The sequence below is a fragment of the Azospirillum lipoferum genome, assembly GCF_024170005.1.
GTDB lineage: Bacteria > Pseudomonadota > Alphaproteobacteria > Azospirillales > Azospirillaceae > Azospirillum > Azospirillum lipoferum.
This window is the reverse complement of sequence record NZ_JALJXJ010000005.1, coordinates 167,473-187,406: the sequence shown is the minus strand read 5'-3', so window position 1 is coordinate 187,406 and position 19,934 is coordinate 167,473. Positions and strand designations below refer to the sequence as shown.

Sequence of the window (19,934 nt, the reverse complement as noted above, 5' to 3'; positions counted from 1 at the left end):
AGTCCTCACTTACCGCCGTCGATCTCGGGGGCTGCGGCCTTGGCGACGCCTTCCCACAGGCCGTTCAGGTAGACGGCTCCCAGCGCCCGGTCATACAGGCCGTAGCCCGGCTTGCCGGTTTCGCCCCAGATCATGCGGCCGTGGTCCGGTCGGGCATAACCGTCGAAACCGGCTTCGTAATAGGCCTTGACGATTTCGGCCATGTCGAGCGAGCCGTCGGCGGAGCGGTGGCTGGTCTCGTGGAAGTCGCCGGCCTCGTTGATCTTCACGTTGCGCAGATGGGCGAAATGGATGCGCTTGCGGCCGGCGAACTCGCGCACCAGGGCCGGGATGTCGTTCTTGCAGGACGCGCCGAGCGAACCGGAACACAGCGTCAGCCCGTTGGCCGGATGATCGACGATGGCGAGCAGCCGCTGGAGGTCGGCGCGGTCCTTGACGATGCGCGGCAGGCCGAAGATGGGACGGGGCGGATCGTCCGGGTGGATCGCCATGCGGATTCCGGCCTCGGCGGCCACCGGGATGATACGCTTCAGGAAATATTCGAGGTTCCGCCACAGCGTTTCCTCGTCCACCTCGGCATAGTCGGCCAGCAGCGCCCTCAGTTCCTCCGGGCGGTAGCTGGCGTCCCAGCCGGGCAGCGAAATACCCTGGTTGACGTCGATCTTCTCGACCGTTTCGGTGTCGAAGGCCAGCGTGGTCGAGCCGTCCGGCAGCGTCATGTCCAGTGTCGTGCGGGTCCAGTCGAACACCGGCATGAAATTGTAACAGATCACCTTGATGCCGCACTGGGCGAGATTGCGGATCGTTGCGCAGTAGTTGTCGATCAACCGGTCGCGCGACGGCTTGCCCAGCTTGATGTCCTCATGGACGGGAACGCTTTCGATGACCTCCAGTGCAAGGCCGTGCGATTCGATCTTGGTCTTGAGCGCTTGAATGGTGGCGACCGGCCACACCTCTCCGACCGGCACATCGTACACCGCCGACACGATGCCGGTCATGCCGGGAATCTGTCGGATATGGCTGAGCGGGATCGGATCGGTATCGCCGTACCAGCGGAAGGTCATCTTCATCGTCGGTCTCGTTGAAAGTTGCAGGCCGGTCGCCGGCTCCGTGGAAAGGGTCGTGTGGCAGGTCCAGTGACACCCATATGGTCCGGTGGCCCACTGGCCTGACCAGTTAGGCAAACGTTAGCCTAAGGCGTTTATCGCCCGCAATAGGGCTTTTCGGGCTGCATGGAGCGGTTCGGGCGCCCGCCTTCCAGAAAACTCCGATGGCGCCTGGATTCCGCGCCGGTCATGGTGTTGGATGCGTCACCGCGCCGCACATCCGCCAAGCGGGGACGGCGCGATCATCGCGACGTGTGCAAGCAAGAGTCGTCTTGGAGCTGTATGTCATGGATTTGCCGACGGTCAAGGTCGAGCGCCTGTATCGCCAGATATCGAACGTGCTGATCCAGTTCATTCGCGATGGCCATTTCGCGCCGGGCCAACTGCTGCCGGGGGAGCGCGATCTCGCGAAACAGCTCGGCGTCAGCCGCTCCTCGGTACGGGAGGCGCTGATTGCGCTGGAGATCAACGGCTGGGTTGAGATCCGGACCGGACACGGGGTCTATGTACGCCCGACCCCTCCAGAGGATGCGGCGGGAGGAGACACGACGGACGAGGGCATCGGCGTCGAAGCCTTGATGGAGGCTCGCGAGACGATCGAAGGGGAGATCGCGGCACTCGCTGCGAAGAAGGCGACGGATGCGCAACTCCACGACATCACGCGCATCGTCGAACGGATGGAAGTGGATGCGGCGGCCGGTGACATGGAGACCTTCCATGAGCATGACCAGCAGTTCCACGCGATGATCGGTGCGATGACGGGAAATCCGGTCTTCGTCGAAATCACCGATATGCTGTGGAAGAAGCGCAAGACTCTCCACTATGCGAAGTTCGAGCACCAGTATTCCGACGGCTCGATCATCGTCAACATGTGCGCCGATCACCGGGTGATCCTTGAGGCGATCCGCAGCCGCGGCGCCGGAACCGCCAGACAGGCAATGCGCAGGCATATCCGGAACGCGCAGAAGCGTCTGTTCGACGGGGGTGGGGAGTAGCTGGAGGTCGGTGCAAAATTCGGCGCCCGCCGTCAAACTTTGCAACAGAGCCTTAATCAGATTGATTGAGGCCCGCCAGAGCCCGCCGGATGACGGACCTTGACCGACCGAGGACCATGCCTTTCCAAACCGCGAACTGGTCGTAGAAGGCCTGGAGCAGCAACGCCCGCAGCAGCTTCTCCTGCGGGATCGATGGTCGCCCGATCGTCGAGTACAGCCTCTCGAACCCCGGCGACATCACCGCCAGCGCTTCATCCACGATGGCCCGGATCGGTCGTAGAGGATGGCTCGCCGGAACACGGGCTTCACAGCTCACATAGCTGAACAGGCCTTCGCTGTGTTCGTCCGATCCCCGCAGCGTCCCCTCGCCAGCCGCATCCTCTTCGACCGGACAGAATCACGACCAACCGGCCGGGCAAAGCCCTTTTCCGCGTCCTGCTAGAATAAGCCGCCGCCAAGCACCCTGTTACAGACCGTTACGCAAAGGCCGGCGGCAGACATCGGCGGGTTACAGTCAAGCCATAGCATTCCCGGCACAGACCCGAAACTCACCAGCCTGAAAAGGGATGTTCCCAAATGATTGGCCAGTCGCATGATTGCGCCAGACCGCTGCCCCCGGACGAGAGCGGTCCGCTTTCCTTTCGTCCGGGAAGGTTGCCGGTGCTTGGCGTCGGCGCATTGCTTCTGCTTCTTACCGCCTGCCAGGAAACCGCCCACCAGGCCGGCGGTTCAGCCCAGGGCGCCCCGTCGGCCCCGCCGCCGGGAGTGACCACGGTGGTCCTGCACCCCCATCCGGTTCCGGTGTTGACGGAATTGCCCGGCCGGGTCACCGCCTTCCAGACCGCCGAGGTGCGGCCGCAGGTCGGCGGCGTGATCCGCGATCGGCTGTTCACCGAAGGGCAGCCGGTGACGGCGGGACAGCCGCTCTACCAGATCGACCCGGCCAGCTATCAGGCGGCGCTCAACAGCGCCATCGCCGCCCAGCAGAAGTCGGAGGCCGCGACCGCGTCGGCGCAGCTGACCGTCAACCGCTACCAGCCGCTGGCAAAGGAAAAGGCGGTCAGCCAGCAGGATCTGGACACCGCGGTCGCCACGCTGCGTCAGGGACAGGCCGATGTCGCCGCGGCCAAGGCGAATGTCGAAACCGCGCGCATCAATCTGGAATACACCAAGGTACGCTCGCCGATCTCCGGCCGCACCGGCCGCTCGTCGGTGACCCCCGGCGCGCTGGTCACCGCCGGCCAGACAACGTCGATGGTCACCGTGACGCAGCTCGACCCCATCTATGTCGACGTGACCCAGCCCAGCTCCGCTCTGCTCGGCCTGCGGCGCGAGCTGGCCGCCGGCCGCATCCAGGGAACCGCGGCCGGTCAGGCCGAGGTCCGGCTGGTCCTCGAGGATGGCCGCGAGTACGACCAGCCCGGCACGCTGCAATTCTCCGAGGTCACCGTCGACCAGACCACCAGCTCGGTCACCCTGCGCGCTGTCTTTCCGAACCCGGAGGGGCTGCTGATGCCCGGCATGTATGTGCGGGAAAAGCTGCGGCAGGCCACCGATCCCAACGCCTTCCTGGTCCCGCAGCAGGCGGTCTCCCGCGACTCCCGCGGGCAGGCCATCGTCCAGGTGATCAAGGCCGACGGTACCGCCGAGGCGCGGCAGGTGACGGCCGACCGCACGCAGGGCAGCAAATGGGTGGTCACCGACGGCCTGTCCGACGGCGACCGCGTGGTGGTCGAGGGGCTGCAGAAGATTCGCCCCGGCGTGAAGCTGGCGGCGACCGACCTCACCGAGGAGCAGTTCGACCAGCGTGCGGTGGCGGCCCTGCCTTCCTCCACCCAGCCGGCCCGTTAGGAGACCGTCCATGGCCCGTTTCTTCATCGACCGGCCGGTCTTCGCCTGGGTGCTGGCCATCGTCATCATGCTGGCCGGCCTTCTCGCCCTGCGGACGCTGCCGGTGGCGCAATACCCGTCGGTGGCCCCGCCCGCCATCTCGGTCTCGGCCAGCTATCCCGGCGCATCCGCCGAGACCGTGCAGAACACCGTCGTCCAGCCGATCGAACAGCAGCTGAGCGGCCTCGACAACCTGCTTTATTTCTCGTCCGAATCGAACAAGGACGGCAGCATCACCGTCACCCTGTATTTCGCCCAGGGCACCAACCCCGACACCGCCCAGGTGCAGGTCCAGAACAAAGTGACGCTGGCCGAATCCCGCCTGCCGGAAACGGTGCGCAACCAGGGTATCCGCGTCGCCAAGGCGACCAAGAATTTCCTGATGGTCGTGGGGTTCTATTCGACAGACGGCAGCATGTCGTCGAACGACCTGTCCGACTTCGTCGCCTCCTCCATCCAGGATCCGCTGAGCCGCACCGCCGGCGTCGGCGACTATCAGCTGTTCGGCGCCCAGTATGCCATGCGCATCTGGCTCGATCCGGAGAAGCTCAACAAATACGCCCTGATGCCGTCCGACGTGCAGAGCGCCATCACGGCCCAGAACGTCCAGATCGCCTCGGGCGAACTCGGCGCCCTCCCGTCCCGGCCGGGGCAGCAGTTGAACGCCACCGTCATCGGCCCGTCCTATCTGCAGACGCCGGGGCAGTTCGGCAAGATCCTGCTGAAGGTGCAGTCCGACGGGTCCCAGGTCCTGTTGCGCGACGTCGCGACGATCGAGCTGGGCGGCGAAAACTATACGATGAACACCCGTTACAACGGCATGCCGGCGGCGGGCATCGCGGTCAAGCTGGCCAGCGGCGCCAACGCGCTGAACACCGCGACCGCGGTGCGCCAGACCATCGAATCGCTGCGCCCGTCCTTCCCGGCCGGCGTCGAGGTGACCTATCCCTACGACACCACGCCCTTCGTTCAGCTGTCGATCGAAGAGGTGGTGAAGACGCTGGTCGAAGCCATCGTGCTGGTCTTCCTGGTGATGCTGCTGTTCCTGCAGAATTTCCGGGCCACGCTGATCCCGACCATCGCGGTTCCCGTCGTGCTGCTCGGCACCTTCGCGGTGCTGGCGGCCTTCGGCTACTCCATCAACACGCTGACCATGTTCGGCATGGTTCTGGCGATCGGCCTGCTGGTCGACGACGCCATCGTCGTCGTCGAGAATGTCGAGCGCGTGATGGAGGAGGAGCATCTGTCGCCGCTGGAGGCGACGCGCAAGTCGATGGACCAGATCACCGGCGCTCTGGTCGGCGTCGCCATGGTGCTGGCCGCCGTTTTCCTGCCGATGGCCTTCTTCGGCGGCTCGACCGGCGTGATCTATCGCCAGTTCTCCATCACCATCGCCACCTCGATGCTGCTGTCGGTCGGCGTCGCCATCGTCTTCACCCCGGCGCTCTGCGCCACGCTGCTGAAACAGCCCGACCACAACAGGACCTCGCGCGGCTTCGCCGGCTGGTTCAACCGCAACTTCGACCGCGGCAACCGGGCCTATGTGCGCGGGCTGGGCGGCGTCCTGAAGCGGCCCGTGCGCTTCCTGCTGGTCTATGGCCTGATCGTGGCCGGGCTGGCGGTGGTGTTCCTGCGCATCCCCACCTCCTTCCTGCCGGACGAGGACCAGGGCGTGATGTTCATCCAGGTCACCACCCCGCCCGGCGCCACGCTGGAGCGGACCGAACAGGCGCTGGGCCAGGTGCGCGACTATCTTCTCAAGGACGAAGGCGCGCTGGTGCGGTCGGTCTTCACCGTGTCGGGCTTCAACTTCAGCGGCCGCGGCCAGAATTCCGGCATCGCCTTCGTCAGCCTGAAGGACTGGTCCGTCCGTCCGGGTGCGGCGAACAAGGTTCAATCCCTGGCCGGCCGGGTCATGGGGCGCTTCGCCGGCTACAAGGACGCCATGATCTTCGGCTTCGCCCCGCCCGCCATCAGCGAGTTGGGCAACGCCACCGGCTTCGATTTCGAATTGCTCGCGCGCAGCGGCGTGACGCACGAGGAACTGGTGGCCGCGCGCAACCAGTTGCTGGGAATGGCGGCGCAGAGCCCGCTGCTGATGGCCGTCCGCCCCAACGGGCTGAATGACGAGGCGCAATACCGTCTGGTCATCGACTGGCCGCACGCCAAGGCCCTTGGGCTGTCGGTGGGCGACGTGACCAGCACCATCTCGTCGGCCTGGGGCCAGAGCTACGTCAACGACTTCCTCGACCGTGGCCGCATCAAGCGCGTCTACATGCAAGGCAACGCCGACTCCCGCTCCGATCCGGGCGACCTGTCGCGCTGGTTCATCCGCAACTCCAGCGGCTCGATGATCCCGCTGTCGGCCTTCGCCCATGCCGAATGGACCTACGGCGCGCCCAAGCTGGAACGCTACAACGGCACCGCCTCGATGGAGATCCTGGGTCAGGCCGCCCCCGGCCAGAGCAGCGGCACCGCCATGGCGGAAATGGCCCGGCTCGCCTCGCAGTTGCCGCCCGGCATCGGCTTCGACTGGACCGGCACCTCCTACGAGGAACGGCAATCGGGCGCGCAGGCCCCGGCGCTCTATGCGCTGTCGCTGCTGGTCGTGTTCCTCTGCCTGGCGGCGCTGTACGAGAGCTGGTCGATCCCGGCGGCGGTGCTGCTGGTGGTGCCGCTCGGCGTCTTCGGCGCGGTGATGGCCACCTGGGGCCGCGGCTTGTCGAACGACGTCTATTTCCAGGTCGGCCTGCTGACCACCATCGGCCTGTCGGCCAAGAACGCCATCCTGATCGTCGAGTTCGCCAAGGAAAGCTTCGACCGGGGCCAGACGCTGGTGGAGGCGGCCATCGGCGCCGCGGGACAACGCCTGCGGCCGATCCTGATGACCTCGCTGGCCTTCACGCTGGGCGTGGTGCCCCTCGCCATTGCCAGCGGGGCCGGCTCCGGCGGGCAGAACGCCATCGGCACGGCGGTGGTCGGCGGCACGGTGGCCGCCACGCTGCTGGCCCTTCTCTTCGTTCCGATCTTCTTCGTCGTCGTGCTGAAGCTGTTCCGCGTGAAGCCGTCCCGGCTGGCGCAGTCCGGCGAAGCGGCGGCATCCCCTCCAATCGGCCCGGACGCGCTGGCCGACGGCCATCGTTGAGCGGCGGTGACAAGACCATGACCCACAGATTCGTTCCCTTCGCCGCCCCCCTGGCCGCCCCTCTCGCCGCCGCGCTGCTGTTGGCCGGCTGTTCCCTGGTGCCCGACTTCGCCCTGCCCGACCCGCCGGTTCCGGCCGCCTGGCCGGACGGGCCGGCCTACCGGAGCCCGCCCACCCCGTCCTCCTCCATGGCCGTATCCGCCACGGCGCCCGCGGGCGCCGATCCGGCGCGCTCCGCCGACGCCATCGGCTGGCGCGAGGTGATGCGCGATCCCAAGCTGCAAAAGCTGATCGAGACCGCGCTGGCGAACAACCGCGACCTGCGTGTCGCCATGCTCAACGTCCAGTCGGCGGAGGCCGATTACCGCGCCCAGCGCGGCGACCTGTTCCCGACGATCTCCGGCAGCGGGTCCGCCAGTTGGTCGCGCGTGCCGGCCGCGACCACGTCCGCCGGCTCGGCGCTGGGCAAGACGGCGGGGGTGGAATCGCGCTCCTACAGCGCCGGGATCGGTTTCACCTCCTACGAACTCGACCTGTTCGGCCGCGTGCGCTCGCTGACCGAACAGGCGTTCGAGCAGTATCTCGGCTATGACGAGACGCGGCGCAGCACCCAGATCTCGCTGGTGGCGCAGGTCGCGACCGGCTATCTGACCCTGCTCGCCGACCGCTCGCTGCTGGAGCTGACCCGGCAGACGCTGGACAGCCAGAACGCCTCCTATCAGCTGACGCGCAAGAGCTTCGATGCCGGCAACGCCACCGAACTGACCCTGCGGCAGGCGCAGACCTCGGTGGACAGCGCGCGGGCCAATCTCGCGCTCTACACCCGGCAGGTGGCGCAGGACGAGAATGCGCTGGCCCTGCTGCTGGGCCAGCCCCTGCCGCCGGAGATCGCGGCCGGCGCGTCGCTCGACGCCCAGTCGGTGCTGACCGACCTGCCGGCGGGCCTTCCCTCAAGCGTCCTGCTGCGCCGCCCGGACGTGATGGCGGCCGAGCACAATCTGCGGGCGGCCAACGCCAACATCGGGGCGGCCCGCGCCGCCTTCTTCCCATCGCTGACGCTGACCGCCAGGGCCGGCACCGCCGCCGCCGGCATCCAGTCGCTGTTCGCCCCCGGCTCCTCCAACTGGAGCTTCGCCCCGTCGCTCAGCATCCCGATCTTCTCGGCCGGCGTGAACGAGGCGAACCTCGACCTCGCCAAGGTCAGGAAGGACATCCAGGTGGCGACCTATGAGAAGACGGTGCAGACCGCCTTCCGCGAGGTGGCCGACGCGCTGGCCGCCCGCAGCACCTATGACGACCAGATCGCGGCGCAGCAGTCGCTCGTCGATGCCTACGCCCGTTCCTACCAGCTGTCGGAGATGCGTTTCCGCAGCGGGGCCGATAATTACCTGACGACCCTGGATGCGCAGCGCTCGCTCTATTCGGCACAGCAGACGCTGATCTCGCTGAAGGCCGCGAGGCTGGAGAATCTCGTCACCCTCTACAAGGTCCTGGGCGGAGGCTGGCAGTAGGGCTTCCGGCACCGTCAACTCGTTGGCACCGACCATGGTGGCTGGCACCGTTCGGCCACGGATAGCCGGAGACCGGTGCCTCGGGCGGCCTCAATCCAGGCAGTGAAGGCCTGGGCGCGGGCGGCGCGGTAGCCGGAGGCGGGACGGCTGTCGCGGCGGAGGTGAAAGAGGTTGGCGATCGGGTCATGGATAGACAGAAAGCGCTGCACCTGTCGGGGCGATTTGACGCGCTTCATCTGCCGCTCGCGTCGTCGGGTTGGATGATGCGAGTTCTCGGCTCGGTTGTTGATGCCCTTGTGCCGACGGTGCTCCACCCCTGGTATGATGGTCCTGTCAGTGCCGGCTGAATACTGGTCCATCCGGACTTTCGGTGCAGGCCGGATGCAGAAGCGGGTCGGAATAAGCACGTAAAGGGAACCATTTCCTGCATGAGCACCCGCTTCCTTGTCCAAGTCGCTGCTTTCCCTGCTGCCGGCCAGGCTTGCCGTTGATCAGGTCACGGCCGACGCCGATCGTGTCGTGGTGGCGGCCCATGTGCGTGCCGCCACGGCCACCTGCCCGCTTGTGTCGCCGACCGTCGCGCCGCGTCCATAGTCGTTACAATCACCGCCCGGGCGATCTGCCCTGGCAGGGCCGTATGGGTGAACTGCGTCTGCAAATGATCTCTTACCGGCGTTTGTTGGGGTGATAAGGGTGGGCGGCCGGCATGGGTGTCTTACGCCTGAGCCGGTACAGGACTGGTCTTAGCGCCATCTGGCGAACAGCTATCGCTCTCCTCCATTGACCCTGATTCTGCGATACTCCCTTCTTGAACTGCCGGATCATCCATGCCATGCTCCCATTATAGGACGTCCTAGGACAACTGGTGACGGGATAGGGCGACATGAACTGGAGCAAAACCAAGGTCTTTCAAACCGGCTTGCAGTTGGAGCGCGATAGCGCGGTTCCCATGTACCTTCAGCTAGCCGAAGCCATTGAAAACGGCATTCACAACGGGTCGCTGCCTCCCGGACACCCCCTCCCGTCGGAAGCCGCGCTTTGCAAGGACTTGCAAATCAGCAGGATCACCGTCCGGCAGGCCATTGACGCGCTCATTGCCAAGCAACTGGTCGATCGCCGGCAAGGTAAGGGAACCTTCGTCGCGCACCATTTTATCCGCCAGGATGCACACAACGCCGACAAGCTGTTCGATACGCTCTTCGCTCAGGAACATGCGCCGACGTCAAAGATCCTGGCTTACGGGCCGGAAGAGCCGCCCACGGACGTCGCAGCCGCGTTCGGGTGCCCCTCCAGTAAGCCGCTTGTCCGGCTTGACCGGCTCTACGTCCTCAATGGGCGTGCGGTGGGGGTCGGGCTTGGCTGGCTGCTAAGCGAAGCACAAGGCATTTCTGCGGAGATGGCAGCGGAGCATTCCACCGCTTGGCTGATCGAACACGCCCTGGGGCTGAAGCTCGGGCAGAAGGAGATGGTGATCCGCGCGAGCGCGGCCGGACGGTCCGTGGCCCGGCTTCTCGGCATTCCCGAGCGCTCCCCCGTGCTGGTCCTGCATCGCCGCCGTCAGCTGATCGATGGCCGGACCGCCGACTTCACCCGGTTCTATATGAACGCCGATTCTTACGAATTCTCGTTCGGCGAAGAAGCTGCCGTCGGCGGCCAGCCGGCCTTGAAGCTCTTCGCCGCCTAAGAGTGTCTATCAAAACCTCGGTCTGATGCGCTGAGGCCGTTGATTTCCGCCAGCCTCGGGCTGGTTCTGATCCGCACTCTAACTGCGGTCGTCAATACCTCACATCTGGAGTGCCATACATGCCCGAACGCAGCATTGTGGCGGCCCGTCGATTTGGGCGTCTGCTCGCCGCTTTTGGAATCCTGTGCCTGGCGACGGCAAACAGCGCCTCGGCACAGGACGACAGGATCCGTACTGCCTACCGGTTGACCAACACGTCCATCGTCGTGACCGACACGGATTTTGCTGAGCGCTACGGCGTCAAGATCGAGCCGGTGAAGCTCTCAACCGGAGTCGAGGCCAACGAAGCGATCCTGACGGGGGCGATCGATGTCGCCGAAGTCGGCATCACGCCCTTTGTCACGTTGCTGTCCCGCTCGTCCGACGTGGTGGCGATCGGCGTGGTCAGCTCGGGCGGGGGAATCTATCGCACCGTCGTCAGGACCGATGCCCCCTATCAATCGATGGATGATCTCCGTGGGAAAAAGATCGCCATCCGGGTCGGCTCCGGCAATTACTCCGCCTTCCTCACCTACATCACGCAACGTGGCTGGAAGGAGACGGATTTCCAACTGGTCAACAGCGGCGACCAGGAGGCGATCGCCGCTCTGACGGCCGGCTCGGTGGATGCGGTGATCTATTGGGAGCCGATCGTTTCGGTGCTGATCGCCAAGGGCATCGCCCGGCCGATCTTCAGCTTCAAGGGGGTGGTCGACAACCCGGTTTTCCTGGTCGCCAACCGGAAGACGCTGTCACGAAGCCCAAAGGCCTTCGCCAAGTTCGTAGCCGCCTTCATGGATGGCCAAGAGTTTCTCACCAACGATGTCCCGGCCGCGGCGGCGCTGGTCACCAAGGTGATGAACCGAGCCGGCCAACAGATCGACAGCAAGGCCATCGAGATGTCGATCCCGTCGGCCGACTACCGGATCGACCTGACCAATTCCGTCCGAGGGGACGCCCAGGCAAATTTCCAGCTTTTGAAGAAGGCCGGAAAGCTGCGGGGGGCCGAGCCTGATTGGGCGATCGCTTTTGATTCCTCCGCCATCGAAGCCGCCCGACAGCTCCGAACCAAGTGAAAGCTCGACCGATGACCTTCAACATTGACGTCAAGCCAAGCTCCGCGAGGGCTTCCAGTCTGCGACCGAACTGGAGTCGGCTGATGCGCCTGACGATGGATACCCTCCGTTTCTGCGGTCCCATCCTGTTCGCCCTCGCGGTCTGGGAAGGCTGCAGCCACCTCGGGCTGGTCAGCCCGATCCTCGTGCCGCCGCCATCGGCCGTCTTCGCCAACATCCTCCGCCTGATGCACAGCGACGACGGGGAGATGCCGGTTCTGCTGTCGCATACGCTGATCAGTTTCGGACGCATCTTCGCCGGTTACGGTCTGGCTGCCGTGCTTTGTACCGGGCTGGGTCTGCTGATGGGCATCAATCGCACCATCGACGCCTTCTTCAATCCCATCATCACGGTGCTGATGCCGATCCCGACGCTCGCCTGGGTGCCCATCGTCATCCTCTGGCTGGGAATGTCGAACGCGACGATCATCTTCGTCATCTTTCTCGCGGGGATGTTCCCGATCATCTACAACTCGGCCGCCGGCGTCCGCGGAATTTCGAAGAAGCAGCTTTGGGCGGCCGAAATCATGGGCGCCACGCACCACAAGATTTTCTTCAAGGTGCTGCTGCCCGGAGCACTCCCCCAGATCATCACCGGCCACATCCTGGCGGTCAGCAACGGCTGGCGCGCCCTGGTCGGCGCCGAGATGCTGGCCGGTTCGGGCTGGGGCCTCGGCTACATGATCTTCGACGCCCGCACCTTCATGGACACCGAGACGGTCTATAGCGGCATCGTGATGATCGCGCTGCTCGGCCTGCTGATCGAGAAGGGTCTCTTCAGTCCACTCCAGCACTACACGATCGAGCGCTGGGGAACCGTACGCGCAGGATGAGACGCAAGCCATGACCCACGACCATTCCTCTTCCGGCATCGGCGCCTCTGCCACCGCGAAGCTGTCCGTCACGCACGTCTCGAAAGGCTTCAGCAGCGTCAACGGCCAAGTGGTGAAAGCGATCGGCGACGCCAATCTGTCGATCGCCGAAGGTGAATTCGCCGCGTTCATCGGCCCGTCCGGCTGCGGCAAGTCGACCCTCCTCTACATGATCGCCGGTTTCGAACGGCCGACCTCGGGCACGGTCGCGATGAACGGGCACTCGATCGACCGGCCGCGCCCCGACCGGGGAATCGTTTTCCAGGAATACGTCCTGTTCCCCTGGCTGACCGTCGAAGGGAACATCCGCTTCGGCCTCGACGTCCAGAACCGGCGGGATGCCGTTTCCGACGAGCGGGTGCGCCACCTCATTTCCGTCGTCGGTCTCACCGGCTTCGAGAACGCCTATCCCCACACGCTGTCGGGCGGCATGCAGCAGCGCGTGGCCATTGCCCGCGCACTTGCCTACGACCCGGAAGTTCTGCTGATGGATGAGCCGTTCGGGGCACTGGACGCGCAAACCAAACGGCGGCTGATCAACGATTTCATCCGGGTCTGGGAAGAGTCGCGCAAGACCGTCGTCTTCGTCACGCATTCCGTCGAGGAAGCGCTTCTGCTCGCCGACAAGGTCTATCTCTTCTCCGCCCGCCCCTCGACAATCAAGCAGGTTTTCGAAGTCAACCTGCCGCGCCCCCGGGACATCACGGCGCCACAGTTCATCGAACTCGAGAAGGCGCTTCTCGAAAGCCTCGATGAAGAAGTTTCCAAGATGATGGCCTAGCCGTCCGCTCCCTTTCCTTCAGAAAAGACCAGAAAATGCCGAACAGGAACTATCTGCCGGAACAGATGGGCACGATGACAGCGTCGTCGCCGGGTCCGTTCCTGGCAGGCTCGCACCAGTCGATCGTCCTTACCTACACGGCCGGCGATTTCGGTATCGATGACACCGGTAGCCTCCGCATCTGTTGGCGCACCACGTCGGATATGGGCAAGCCGCAGTTCAAGGACCCGACGGCCGCGAACTACACGACCATCACCGCCTCCAACGGCGCGACGCTCGACTGCGCCGTCGACCGCAGCGGCATCCGTCCATGGGGCCACAGCCTGACGATCCGGGTCGCCCGCGGCTTCCTGCGCAAGGGCGAGACCATCACCGTTCATTTCGGCGACCGCAGCGGCGGCTCCCCGGGCCTCAGGCTGCAGACGACCATCGAATACTTCGAGTTCAAGACCCTCGTCGATGCATTCGCCACCAACGAATACACGGAACTGCCCGTGTCTCCCCGCGTCGCCCTAGTCCCCGGCGGGGCGGTTCGCTGGCGCGCGCTGCTGCCCAGCCAGAACATCCTGGGCGAAACCTTCCGCCTGTGCATCGCGGCGGAAGACCTGTGGGGCAACCCGACCGGCGAGGGCCGCCTTTCCGTCCTTCTGTCGTCATCGTTGCCCGTCGCCGGACTGCCGGAGGCCCCCCTTAGCCTGTTGGCCGACGGAACGCTGGTCGTCGATGGGTTGACGGCGCTCGACACCGGCGATCTCCGGATCGAGGTGCGCGCCACGGACGGCGTGACGCTGTGCACCTCGACGCCGGCCCGGGTGGTTGCCAACGCGATGCTTCGCCATTATTGGGGCGACCTGCATGGACAGAGCGGCGAGACGATCGGCACCAACTCGGCCCGCGATTATTTCCTGTTCGCGCGGGACAAGGCGTTCCTCGACGTCGTCGGCCACCAGGGCAACGACTTCCAGATCACCGATGCCTTCTGGGCGGATCTCAACCGGCTCACCAGCACCTTCTACGAGCCGGGACGCTTCGTCACGTTCCCAGGTTACGAATGGTCGGGGAACACCGGGCTGGGAGGCGACCGGAACGTCTTTTACGGCCGCGAGGGCCAACCAATCCGCCGCTCCTCCCGCATCCTGGTCGGGGACGATGTCGCGGACGAGGACTGCCACACGGCCGGAGCCCTGTTCGAAGCGATTGGCAAGGCGGGGGAGGATGTCGTCATCACCGCGCATGTCGGTGGACGCTATGCCGATCTATCCGTCGCCCATGACGGCCGACTGGAGCGGGCGGTGGAGATCCACTCGACCTGGGGCACCTTCGAATGGCTGCTGCATGACGCCTTCGACCTCGGCCACCGTCCCGGCATCGTCTGCCACAGTGACGACCACAAGGGCCGCCAGGGTGCGACGATGCCCGGAGCCTCGACCTTCGGCGCGATCGGCGGCCTGACCTGCTATCTGGCTCCCGAACTCACCCGTGAGGGGATCTTCGCGGCCCTGCGGGCTCGGCGGCAGTACGGCACGACCGGTACCCGCCTTTACCTGAACGTTGTCGGAACCTTCGACCAGCCTATCGAGATATTCGCCGACGATCCGCTGCTCGGGCCGACCTCGTCGAGCCGGGGGCAGACGGTCACGATGGGCGCCGTCGCCACTCCGCGGGGCATCGGCGGCACACTCGACGTCGACGTGATCGGATCGGCGCCGATCGAACGGATCGACGTCTTCCATGGCAAGGAGATCGTCGAGACCTTCCGCCCCTACGCGGCGCCCGACCTTGGCCGGCGCCTCCGCGTCCTGTGGAGCGGTGCCGAATATCGCGGGCGTGGCCGCGAAACCGTGTGGAACGGAAAGGCTCGGGTTACCGGCAACGGTATCGACCGGGTCGAGCCGATCAACTTCCTCAATCCGGAACGGCCGGTCGGCTGGTCGCGCGACGAGGGGTTGGTGACCTGGACCTCGGTGACGACCGGAAATATGGCCGGCTTCGACCTGTGGCTTGACGCCCCCAAGCACGGGCGTCTCGCCATCGAAACCAACCTTGCGAACCTGGAGGTCGACCTCGCAGAGCTTGCGGATGACGAACGGTCCGTCGACGCCGGTGGTCTTGCCCGCCGCCTGCGGGTCTGGCGCATGCCCGAAACGAAGCGGACGATGGCGATGCGGATTGCGCACCGGCTTCCCGCCACGCCGCTCACCCACGACCTGCCGGTCTATGTGCGCGTGACGCAGGAAGACGGGCACCAAGCATGGTCGAGCCCGATTTATCTGGTTCCCTGATATCCCCTGACCGTCAAGCTGCGCCGAGGCGGTATCGCCTCGGCCGACGTCGGCCGCTCCCATTGGATTCCCGGACTCCCATCATGTTCAAATCTCTTTCCGCTCGGCCTCCCGATCTGAACCGCTCCGGGTTTGTCGGAGGCCATTTGGCTTAAGTCACGCCGCCATAGCGACGTCCTCGGTTTGAGCATAGTAGCGCGCTTCGGCCTCGGCGGGGGGAATGTTGCCGATGGGCTCGAGGAGGCGCCGGTGGTTGAACCAGTCGACCCATTCGAGAGTGGCGAACTCGACGGCCTCCAGGGTGCGCCATGGCCCGCCGCGGCGGATCACCTCGGCCTTGTAGAGACCGTTGATGGTCTCGGCCAAGGCGTTGTCGTAGGAAACGCCGACGCTGCCGACGGAGGGCTCGACCCCAGCTTCGGTGAGACGCTCGGTATAGCGGATTGCAACGTATTGCGCCCCACGGTCGCTATGATGAATGAGGCCGCTGCCCTTGGCGGGCCGGCGGTCGTGAAGTGCCTGTTCGAGCGCGTCCAGAACGAAGCCGGCATGGGCTGTGCTGGACACCCGCCAGCCTACGATCCGGCGAGCGAAGGTGTCGATGACGAAGGCGACGTAGACGAAGCCTTGCCACGTGGCAACATACCTAAAATCAGCCACCCACAAGGCGTTCGGACGCGGCGCCTGGAACTTCCGGTTCACCCGCTCCAGCGCCTTGATCCGCTCCTGCTCATCCGTCGTCGGACCGGGCCGCTTACCCTGTTTACGCTCGGCCTGCCGAACCCAGTTCCGCAACGTCTCCGGATTGCAGCCGATCTTCGCCACAATCGAACTGATCGCCGCCCACTGCGAGGCATGCTCGCCTTCGTGCTCGAACACCATCCGAACCGCGCGATCGCGCACTTCAGGGGTGTACTTCGGTGATGCAGGTTTCGTCATGATGACCCCACTCTCTCAGATGATGGAGCCTCCGACAAACCCGGAGCGGTTCAACCTCGGCGACTATCTGCAAGAATGACAAGGGAGCCGCGGCTGCCACGCTCTCTCTGAAGCACGCGGCAGCCCAAGTGCGCAAGAGCCGGTTTGGTGGGGCGAGATCATGATCACGAAGATCACGTCCGTGGGCAGCGGCAGCCGGTTCAGTACCGAGCCGGTGCGCTCGTTGAAGCCGCGCTGGCATTCGCGGCAACGAAAGCGGCGATAGCCCTGCGCCGTCGAACAAGCTGGCGTGAAGGCTGACAGAACCTTGAAGGGGACGGTAGGGTGGGCGATCGAACGCCGTTTTCGTCTTGCCAAGGCCTCCTGCCGCTCTCTACGACAGTCCGCCATCAAGGCCTTCGACGGCACCCATGTCGCCGTCGAAGGCGCGTGCGAGGCGCTCGGCCGTATTGGCGCTTGCGCCGCTCCGCGTCGAGTAGGGCCGTGGCGAGGCCGGCCCCGGTCGCGTGAACCTCCCAGTAGCCGCGCGTCCGGATGAGGTCGCCGGCTCCCGCTGCCCTGATCAGGGCCTCGTGCCGTGGCACCGCCTCCAGGATGAGCCGGTGCCACACCGGAATGACCTTGCGCAGCGGCGTTCCCGCCGACGACCGCCAATAGGAATACAGCGCTGGAAGCTGGCGCGGCAGCGAAGGCCAGTGAAGCGCGACCGCATTCTTCCAGCCGAGCGCCATCCGGAGCATCACCAGCGGGTTCGACGGCAGGGCGTAGGGTTCGACCGCCTCGGCCTGGATGATGCCGGCGTTGCCGTAACTGGTCTCCGATCCCGGCGGACGCCGGTCGACGACCACGCAGTCATGTCCCCGCTCCTGCAGGGCAAGGGCCGTGCAGATGCCGACCATGCCCGCTCCCAGTATCGCGACCTGCGCCATTCTGCGCCTTCCGTCCGGTGTTCCGTTGCCGCCACGCCGCGCGGGCCTTGTGGGGTGTCCGAGTCCGCCCGTCCGTGGCCGGGCATCCTGCTCATGCGAACCTGATCGCATCGAGGGCCGCCTTCGCCCGCTCGATGTCGAACTGCTCCTCCCTGCCGATGAAGACCAGCTGGACGCCAGGGGTCGGGTCCGGTTGCGTCGACGGAGACAGGCTCGCCCGGGTGCCGACGAGCTGGAACATGAACCGCTCGTCCGGCCGTTCGCGGATCGACAGGAAGCCTTTGCCGCGAGCCAGCTGCGCGGCGAATGTCTGGACCGCGCCCTGGAAGGCAGAGAAGGAAACCGGGGTTTCCGACGACCATTCGAGATGCACGAACCGGCTGTCGGCGAAGCGTCGAGGGGTACCCCCCTCCCGCCCATCCGGCCGCTCCGGCGGATTCCCGAAAAAGATGTCGATCGGGATGTCGGCAGCCTCCCGGATGACGAACACCGTCTTCTTCCGCATGGCGCGCAGCAGGGCCCTGACGCCGAGCACATCCTTGTCGGTGACGCGGTCCGCCTTGGACAGGACGACGAAGTCGGCGGCATCCAGCTGGGCTCGCCACAGGCCGTCGGAGACGTCATGCTCTTCCGCATCGACGACCGTCACCACGGAATCGAGCCTGACCGCGTCCTTGAGGATCGGGTCGTACAGAGCCTCGGCGATGCCGCGGGGATCGGACACTCCGCTTGCCTCGATCACGATACCGTCGATGCGGGACCCGTGGGAGAGGACGGTCCGCAGCGTCCGCAGCAGATCCCCCTGGAGCGAGCAGCAGATGCAGCCGTTCTTCAGGCCGATAACCGATCGGCCCGAGGCCGACAGTACCGCCTCGTCGATGTTGACCGCGCCGAAGTCGTTCACGATCGCGGCCAAGCTCCGCCCGCCGCTGCCGTGCAGGATGTGGTTGATCAGCGTGGTCTTCCCCGACCCCAACACGCCGGTGACGAGCATCACCGGCACGGGACCGGCGGCGGCGTCATGGTTCATCGTCCCGCCTCCCGCCTCTCACCGCGCGGCCCGGCCGCGCTTGCGTGTCCAGCGTCCCGTCGAGGATGACGGGCGTTCCTCCCACCAGCACGGCGTCCATCCCGGCCGCATGCGCGGTCATGTCGGTGAAGCTGGCGCGCGCGGCGACGGTTTCGGGATCGAAGACGGCAATGTCGGCATCGCAGCCCTCCTGCAGCCTGGCTTTCCGGCGCATCTGCGGAAGGCATCCTTCGATGACCTTCGACGGGATGAGGGTGCATTTCCCGATCGCCTCCCTCAGGCCGATCTTCCCGCGCTTGCGGTGGTAGTCGCCGAGGAACTTGCTGAAGGTGCCGGCGGATCTGGGATGGGACGACAGCCGCCGCGGCAGCGGCCATTCCGCACCGCGGTAGAGCGAACCGTCCGGTTCGACCCAGGGCATCGCGTCGGATGCGATCGCGCCACCCGGATACAGGACGGACAGGTCGAGCAAATCCCGATGGCCGTCGTTCCGCTCCAGATCCAGGAAATGCCAGGCGACCAGCGCCCCCGGATCGGCCCGCCGGGCGCCGAGCAGGTCGTCCCGGTCGCGCATCTGATGCCGGTTGTGGATCAGCTCGATGCTGCCATAGGCGGAGCCGGTCCGCTTCGGGAATTCCGGGTCGGCAAAGAAGGCGGCGGAAACGACCGTCGAGCCGGTGCCGTAGGGATAAGCTTCGACGGTGATCGGCAATCCCATCCCCTGCGCGTGCAGAAGCAGCTCACGGCATCGGCCGATGTCGTGCAGCGAGGTGGAGTTCAGGTGGCAGACATGCATGTGGGCGCCGGTCGCGGCGGCATAGCCGATCAGCCGGACATAGGCCTCTTCCGAACTCTGCGGATCGGTGTTCGACATGAAGGGGATGTGGGTGAAGGTCGGGACGCCAGCCTGTGCCGCGATCCCGCAGACCGCCGTCATCTCCTTGACGCCCGCTCCCGGTGCATAGCCGTGAGGGATGCCGATGCCGATGCCGCCCTCGCGCAGGCCGGCCGACAGGATGTCCTGGATTTGCGCGATCTCGCCGGCGGACGCCACCGCACTCGCCCATCCGCCCTCGTCGCCGGCGCCCTGGCCCATCATCTCCATCGGGTGCAGTTCCGGATCCGGGGCGATGCCGGCCTTGACGGCCTTGCGCGCGAAGATCCAGCCGACCGACACCCCGTGGTTCAGGACGCGCCCTTCGGCCCGCTGCCGGTCGTACCAGACCGCCACCGGCAGGACCCCGACCTCCAGTTCCAGCGCGGTGGTCACGCCGTCGAACGCCTGCATCCAGTCCGCCGCGACCGACTGGCCATGCGCATGGATGTCCACAAAGCCGGGGCAGACGATTTTCCCCGAGGCGTCGAGGGCCTTTTCACCGGACGCCGCCGGGATCGCACCGACCGCGGCGATGGTCCCCGACCTGATGGCGACATCGGCGATCTCGTCCCGGCCGCTTTCGGGATCGATGACACGGCCCCCACGGATCACCAGATCATATGCGTTGTTTGACAACGTCCCGTCACTCCCCGATCCATGCGCCGGCGGCCGGCACGCCGCTGGCTCCCGCGGCGTACCGTCCATCGCGGGAACGGCGCGAATATTTTAAAATCGCAAG

General features: G+C 65.7%; 14 protein-coding genes and 3 pseudogenes. 10 read left to right on the top strand and 7 right to left on the bottom strand.

What is annotated here, in order from left to right; genetic code table 11:
* Positions 1–5: 5 nt before the first annotated feature.
* A complete protein-coding gene (gene uxuA / locus J2848_RS13310; protein WP_149231466.1) occupies positions 6–1,070 on the bottom strand; it encodes a mannonate dehydratase in 1,065 nt (354 codons plus the stop codon).
* Positions 1,071–1,393: 323 nt separating this feature from the next.
* Here uxuA and J2848_RS35910 point away from each other — a divergent pair, with 323 nt between their 5' ends.
* The gene (locus tag J2848_RS35910) at positions 1,394–2,101 is read left to right on the top strand and encodes a FadR/GntR family transcriptional regulator (RefSeq protein ID WP_149231465.1); all 708 of its coding nucleotides are present in this window, start codon (positions 1,394–1,396) and stop codon (positions 2,099–2,101) included.
* Between the two features lie 142 nt (positions 2,102–2,243).
* Here J2848_RS35910 and J2848_RS13295 read toward each other — a convergent pair.
* Positions 2,244–2,459: pseudogene (locus tag J2848_RS13295) on the bottom strand (transposase); the annotation flags it as partial.
* A 302-nt stretch (positions 2,460–2,761) separates the two neighbouring features.
* Here J2848_RS13295 and J2848_RS13290 point away from each other — a divergent pair.
* Genes J2848_RS13290 through J2848_RS13280 form a run of 3 tightly spaced genes read left to right on the top strand, consistent with a single transcriptional unit; the run spans position 2,762 to position 8,647 of the window.
* Positions 2,762–3,952: an efflux RND transporter periplasmic adaptor subunit gene (locus J2848_RS13290; RefSeq protein ID WP_246193863.1), complete on the top strand. Its 1,191-nt coding sequence runs from the start codon at positions 2,762–2,764 to the stop codon at positions 3,950–3,952.
* A gap of 10 nt (positions 3,953–3,962) precedes the next feature.
* Positions 3,963–7,136 carry an efflux RND transporter permease subunit gene (locus tag J2848_RS13285; protein WP_149231463.1) on the top strand — a complete coding sequence of 1,058 codons (3,174 nt, stop codon included), beginning with the start codon at positions 3,963–3,965 and terminating at the stop codon, positions 7,134–7,136.
* 17 nt (positions 7,137–7,153) lie between these two features.
* Positions 7,154–8,647, top strand: coding sequence for an efflux transporter outer membrane subunit (locus J2848_RS13280; protein ID WP_149231462.1), 1,494 nt, complete (start codon positions 7,154–7,156; stop codon positions 8,645–8,647).
* A gap of 89 nt (positions 8,648–8,736) precedes the next feature.
* Here the strand turns inward: J2848_RS13280 and J2848_RS13275 are convergent.
* Positions 8,737–8,961: pseudogene (locus J2848_RS13275) on the bottom strand (IS6 family transposase); the annotation flags it as partial.
* Between the two features lie 130 nt (positions 8,962–9,091).
* On the opposite strand from J2848_RS13275, the pseudogene J2848_RS13270 reads away from it, so the two are divergent.
* The 6 genes and pseudogenes from J2848_RS13270 to J2848_RS13245 all read left to right on the top strand — a co-directional run.
* Positions 9,092–9,320 (top strand): annotated as a pseudogene (locus J2848_RS13270) (transposase family protein); the annotation flags it as partial.
* 210 nt (positions 9,321–9,530) lie between these two features.
* Entirely contained in the window at positions 9,531–10,331 is an 801-nt protein-coding gene (locus J2848_RS13265; protein ID WP_149231461.1) for a GntR family transcriptional regulator, read from the top strand.
* 119 nt (positions 10,332–10,450) lie between these two features.
* Complete coding sequence (locus J2848_RS13260) at positions 10,451–11,446, top strand: ABC transporter substrate-binding protein (protein WP_149231460.1); 996 nt, start codon at positions 10,451–10,453, stop codon at positions 11,444–11,446.
* A gap of 83 nt (positions 11,447–11,529) precedes the next feature.
* Positions 11,530–12,318 (top strand): ABC transporter permease, encoded by a 789-nt coding sequence (locus J2848_RS13255; RefSeq protein ID WP_170307036.1) that lies wholly within the window; start codon positions 11,530–11,532, stop codon positions 12,316–12,318.
* A gap of 10 nt (positions 12,319–12,328) precedes the next feature.
* Complete coding sequence (locus J2848_RS13250) at positions 12,329–13,138, top strand: ABC transporter ATP-binding protein (protein ID WP_149231458.1); 810 nt, start codon at positions 12,329–12,331, stop codon at positions 13,136–13,138.
* Between the two features lie 35 nt (positions 13,139–13,173).
* Positions 13,174–15,420: a DUF3604 domain-containing protein gene (locus tag J2848_RS13245; RefSeq protein WP_149231457.1), complete on the top strand. Its 2,247-nt coding sequence runs from the start codon at positions 13,174–13,176 to the stop codon at positions 15,418–15,420.
* 156 nt (positions 15,421–15,576) lie between these two features.
* On the opposite strand, the gene J2848_RS13240 is transcribed toward J2848_RS13245, so the two are convergent.
* From J2848_RS13240 to J2848_RS13225, 4 genes are all read right to left on the bottom strand, one after another.
* On the bottom strand, positions 15,577–16,359 hold the full coding sequence (locus tag J2848_RS13240; protein WP_149231456.1) for an IS3 family transposase: 783 nt from the start codon (positions 16,357–16,359) through the stop codon (positions 15,577–15,579).
* 389 nt (positions 16,360–16,748) lie between these two features.
* Positions 16,749–17,288 carry an FAD-dependent oxidoreductase gene (locus J2848_RS13235; RefSeq protein WP_170307035.1) on the bottom strand — a complete coding sequence of 180 codons (540 nt, stop codon included), beginning with the start codon at positions 17,286–17,288 and terminating at the stop codon, positions 16,749–16,751.
* A gap of 91 nt (positions 17,289–17,379) precedes the next feature.
* The gene (locus J2848_RS13230) at positions 17,380–18,318 is read right to left on the bottom strand and encodes a CobW family GTP-binding protein (RefSeq protein ID WP_149231454.1); all 939 of its coding nucleotides are present in this window, start codon (positions 18,316–18,318) and stop codon (positions 17,380–17,382) included.
* Positions 18,308–19,831, bottom strand: coding sequence for an amidohydrolase family protein (locus tag J2848_RS13225; protein ID WP_246193862.1), 1,524 nt, complete (start codon positions 19,829–19,831; stop codon positions 18,308–18,310). Before J2848_RS13225 ends, J2848_RS13230 begins: the two co-directional genes overlap by 11 nt.
* Positions 19,832–19,934: the final 103 nt, after the last annotated feature.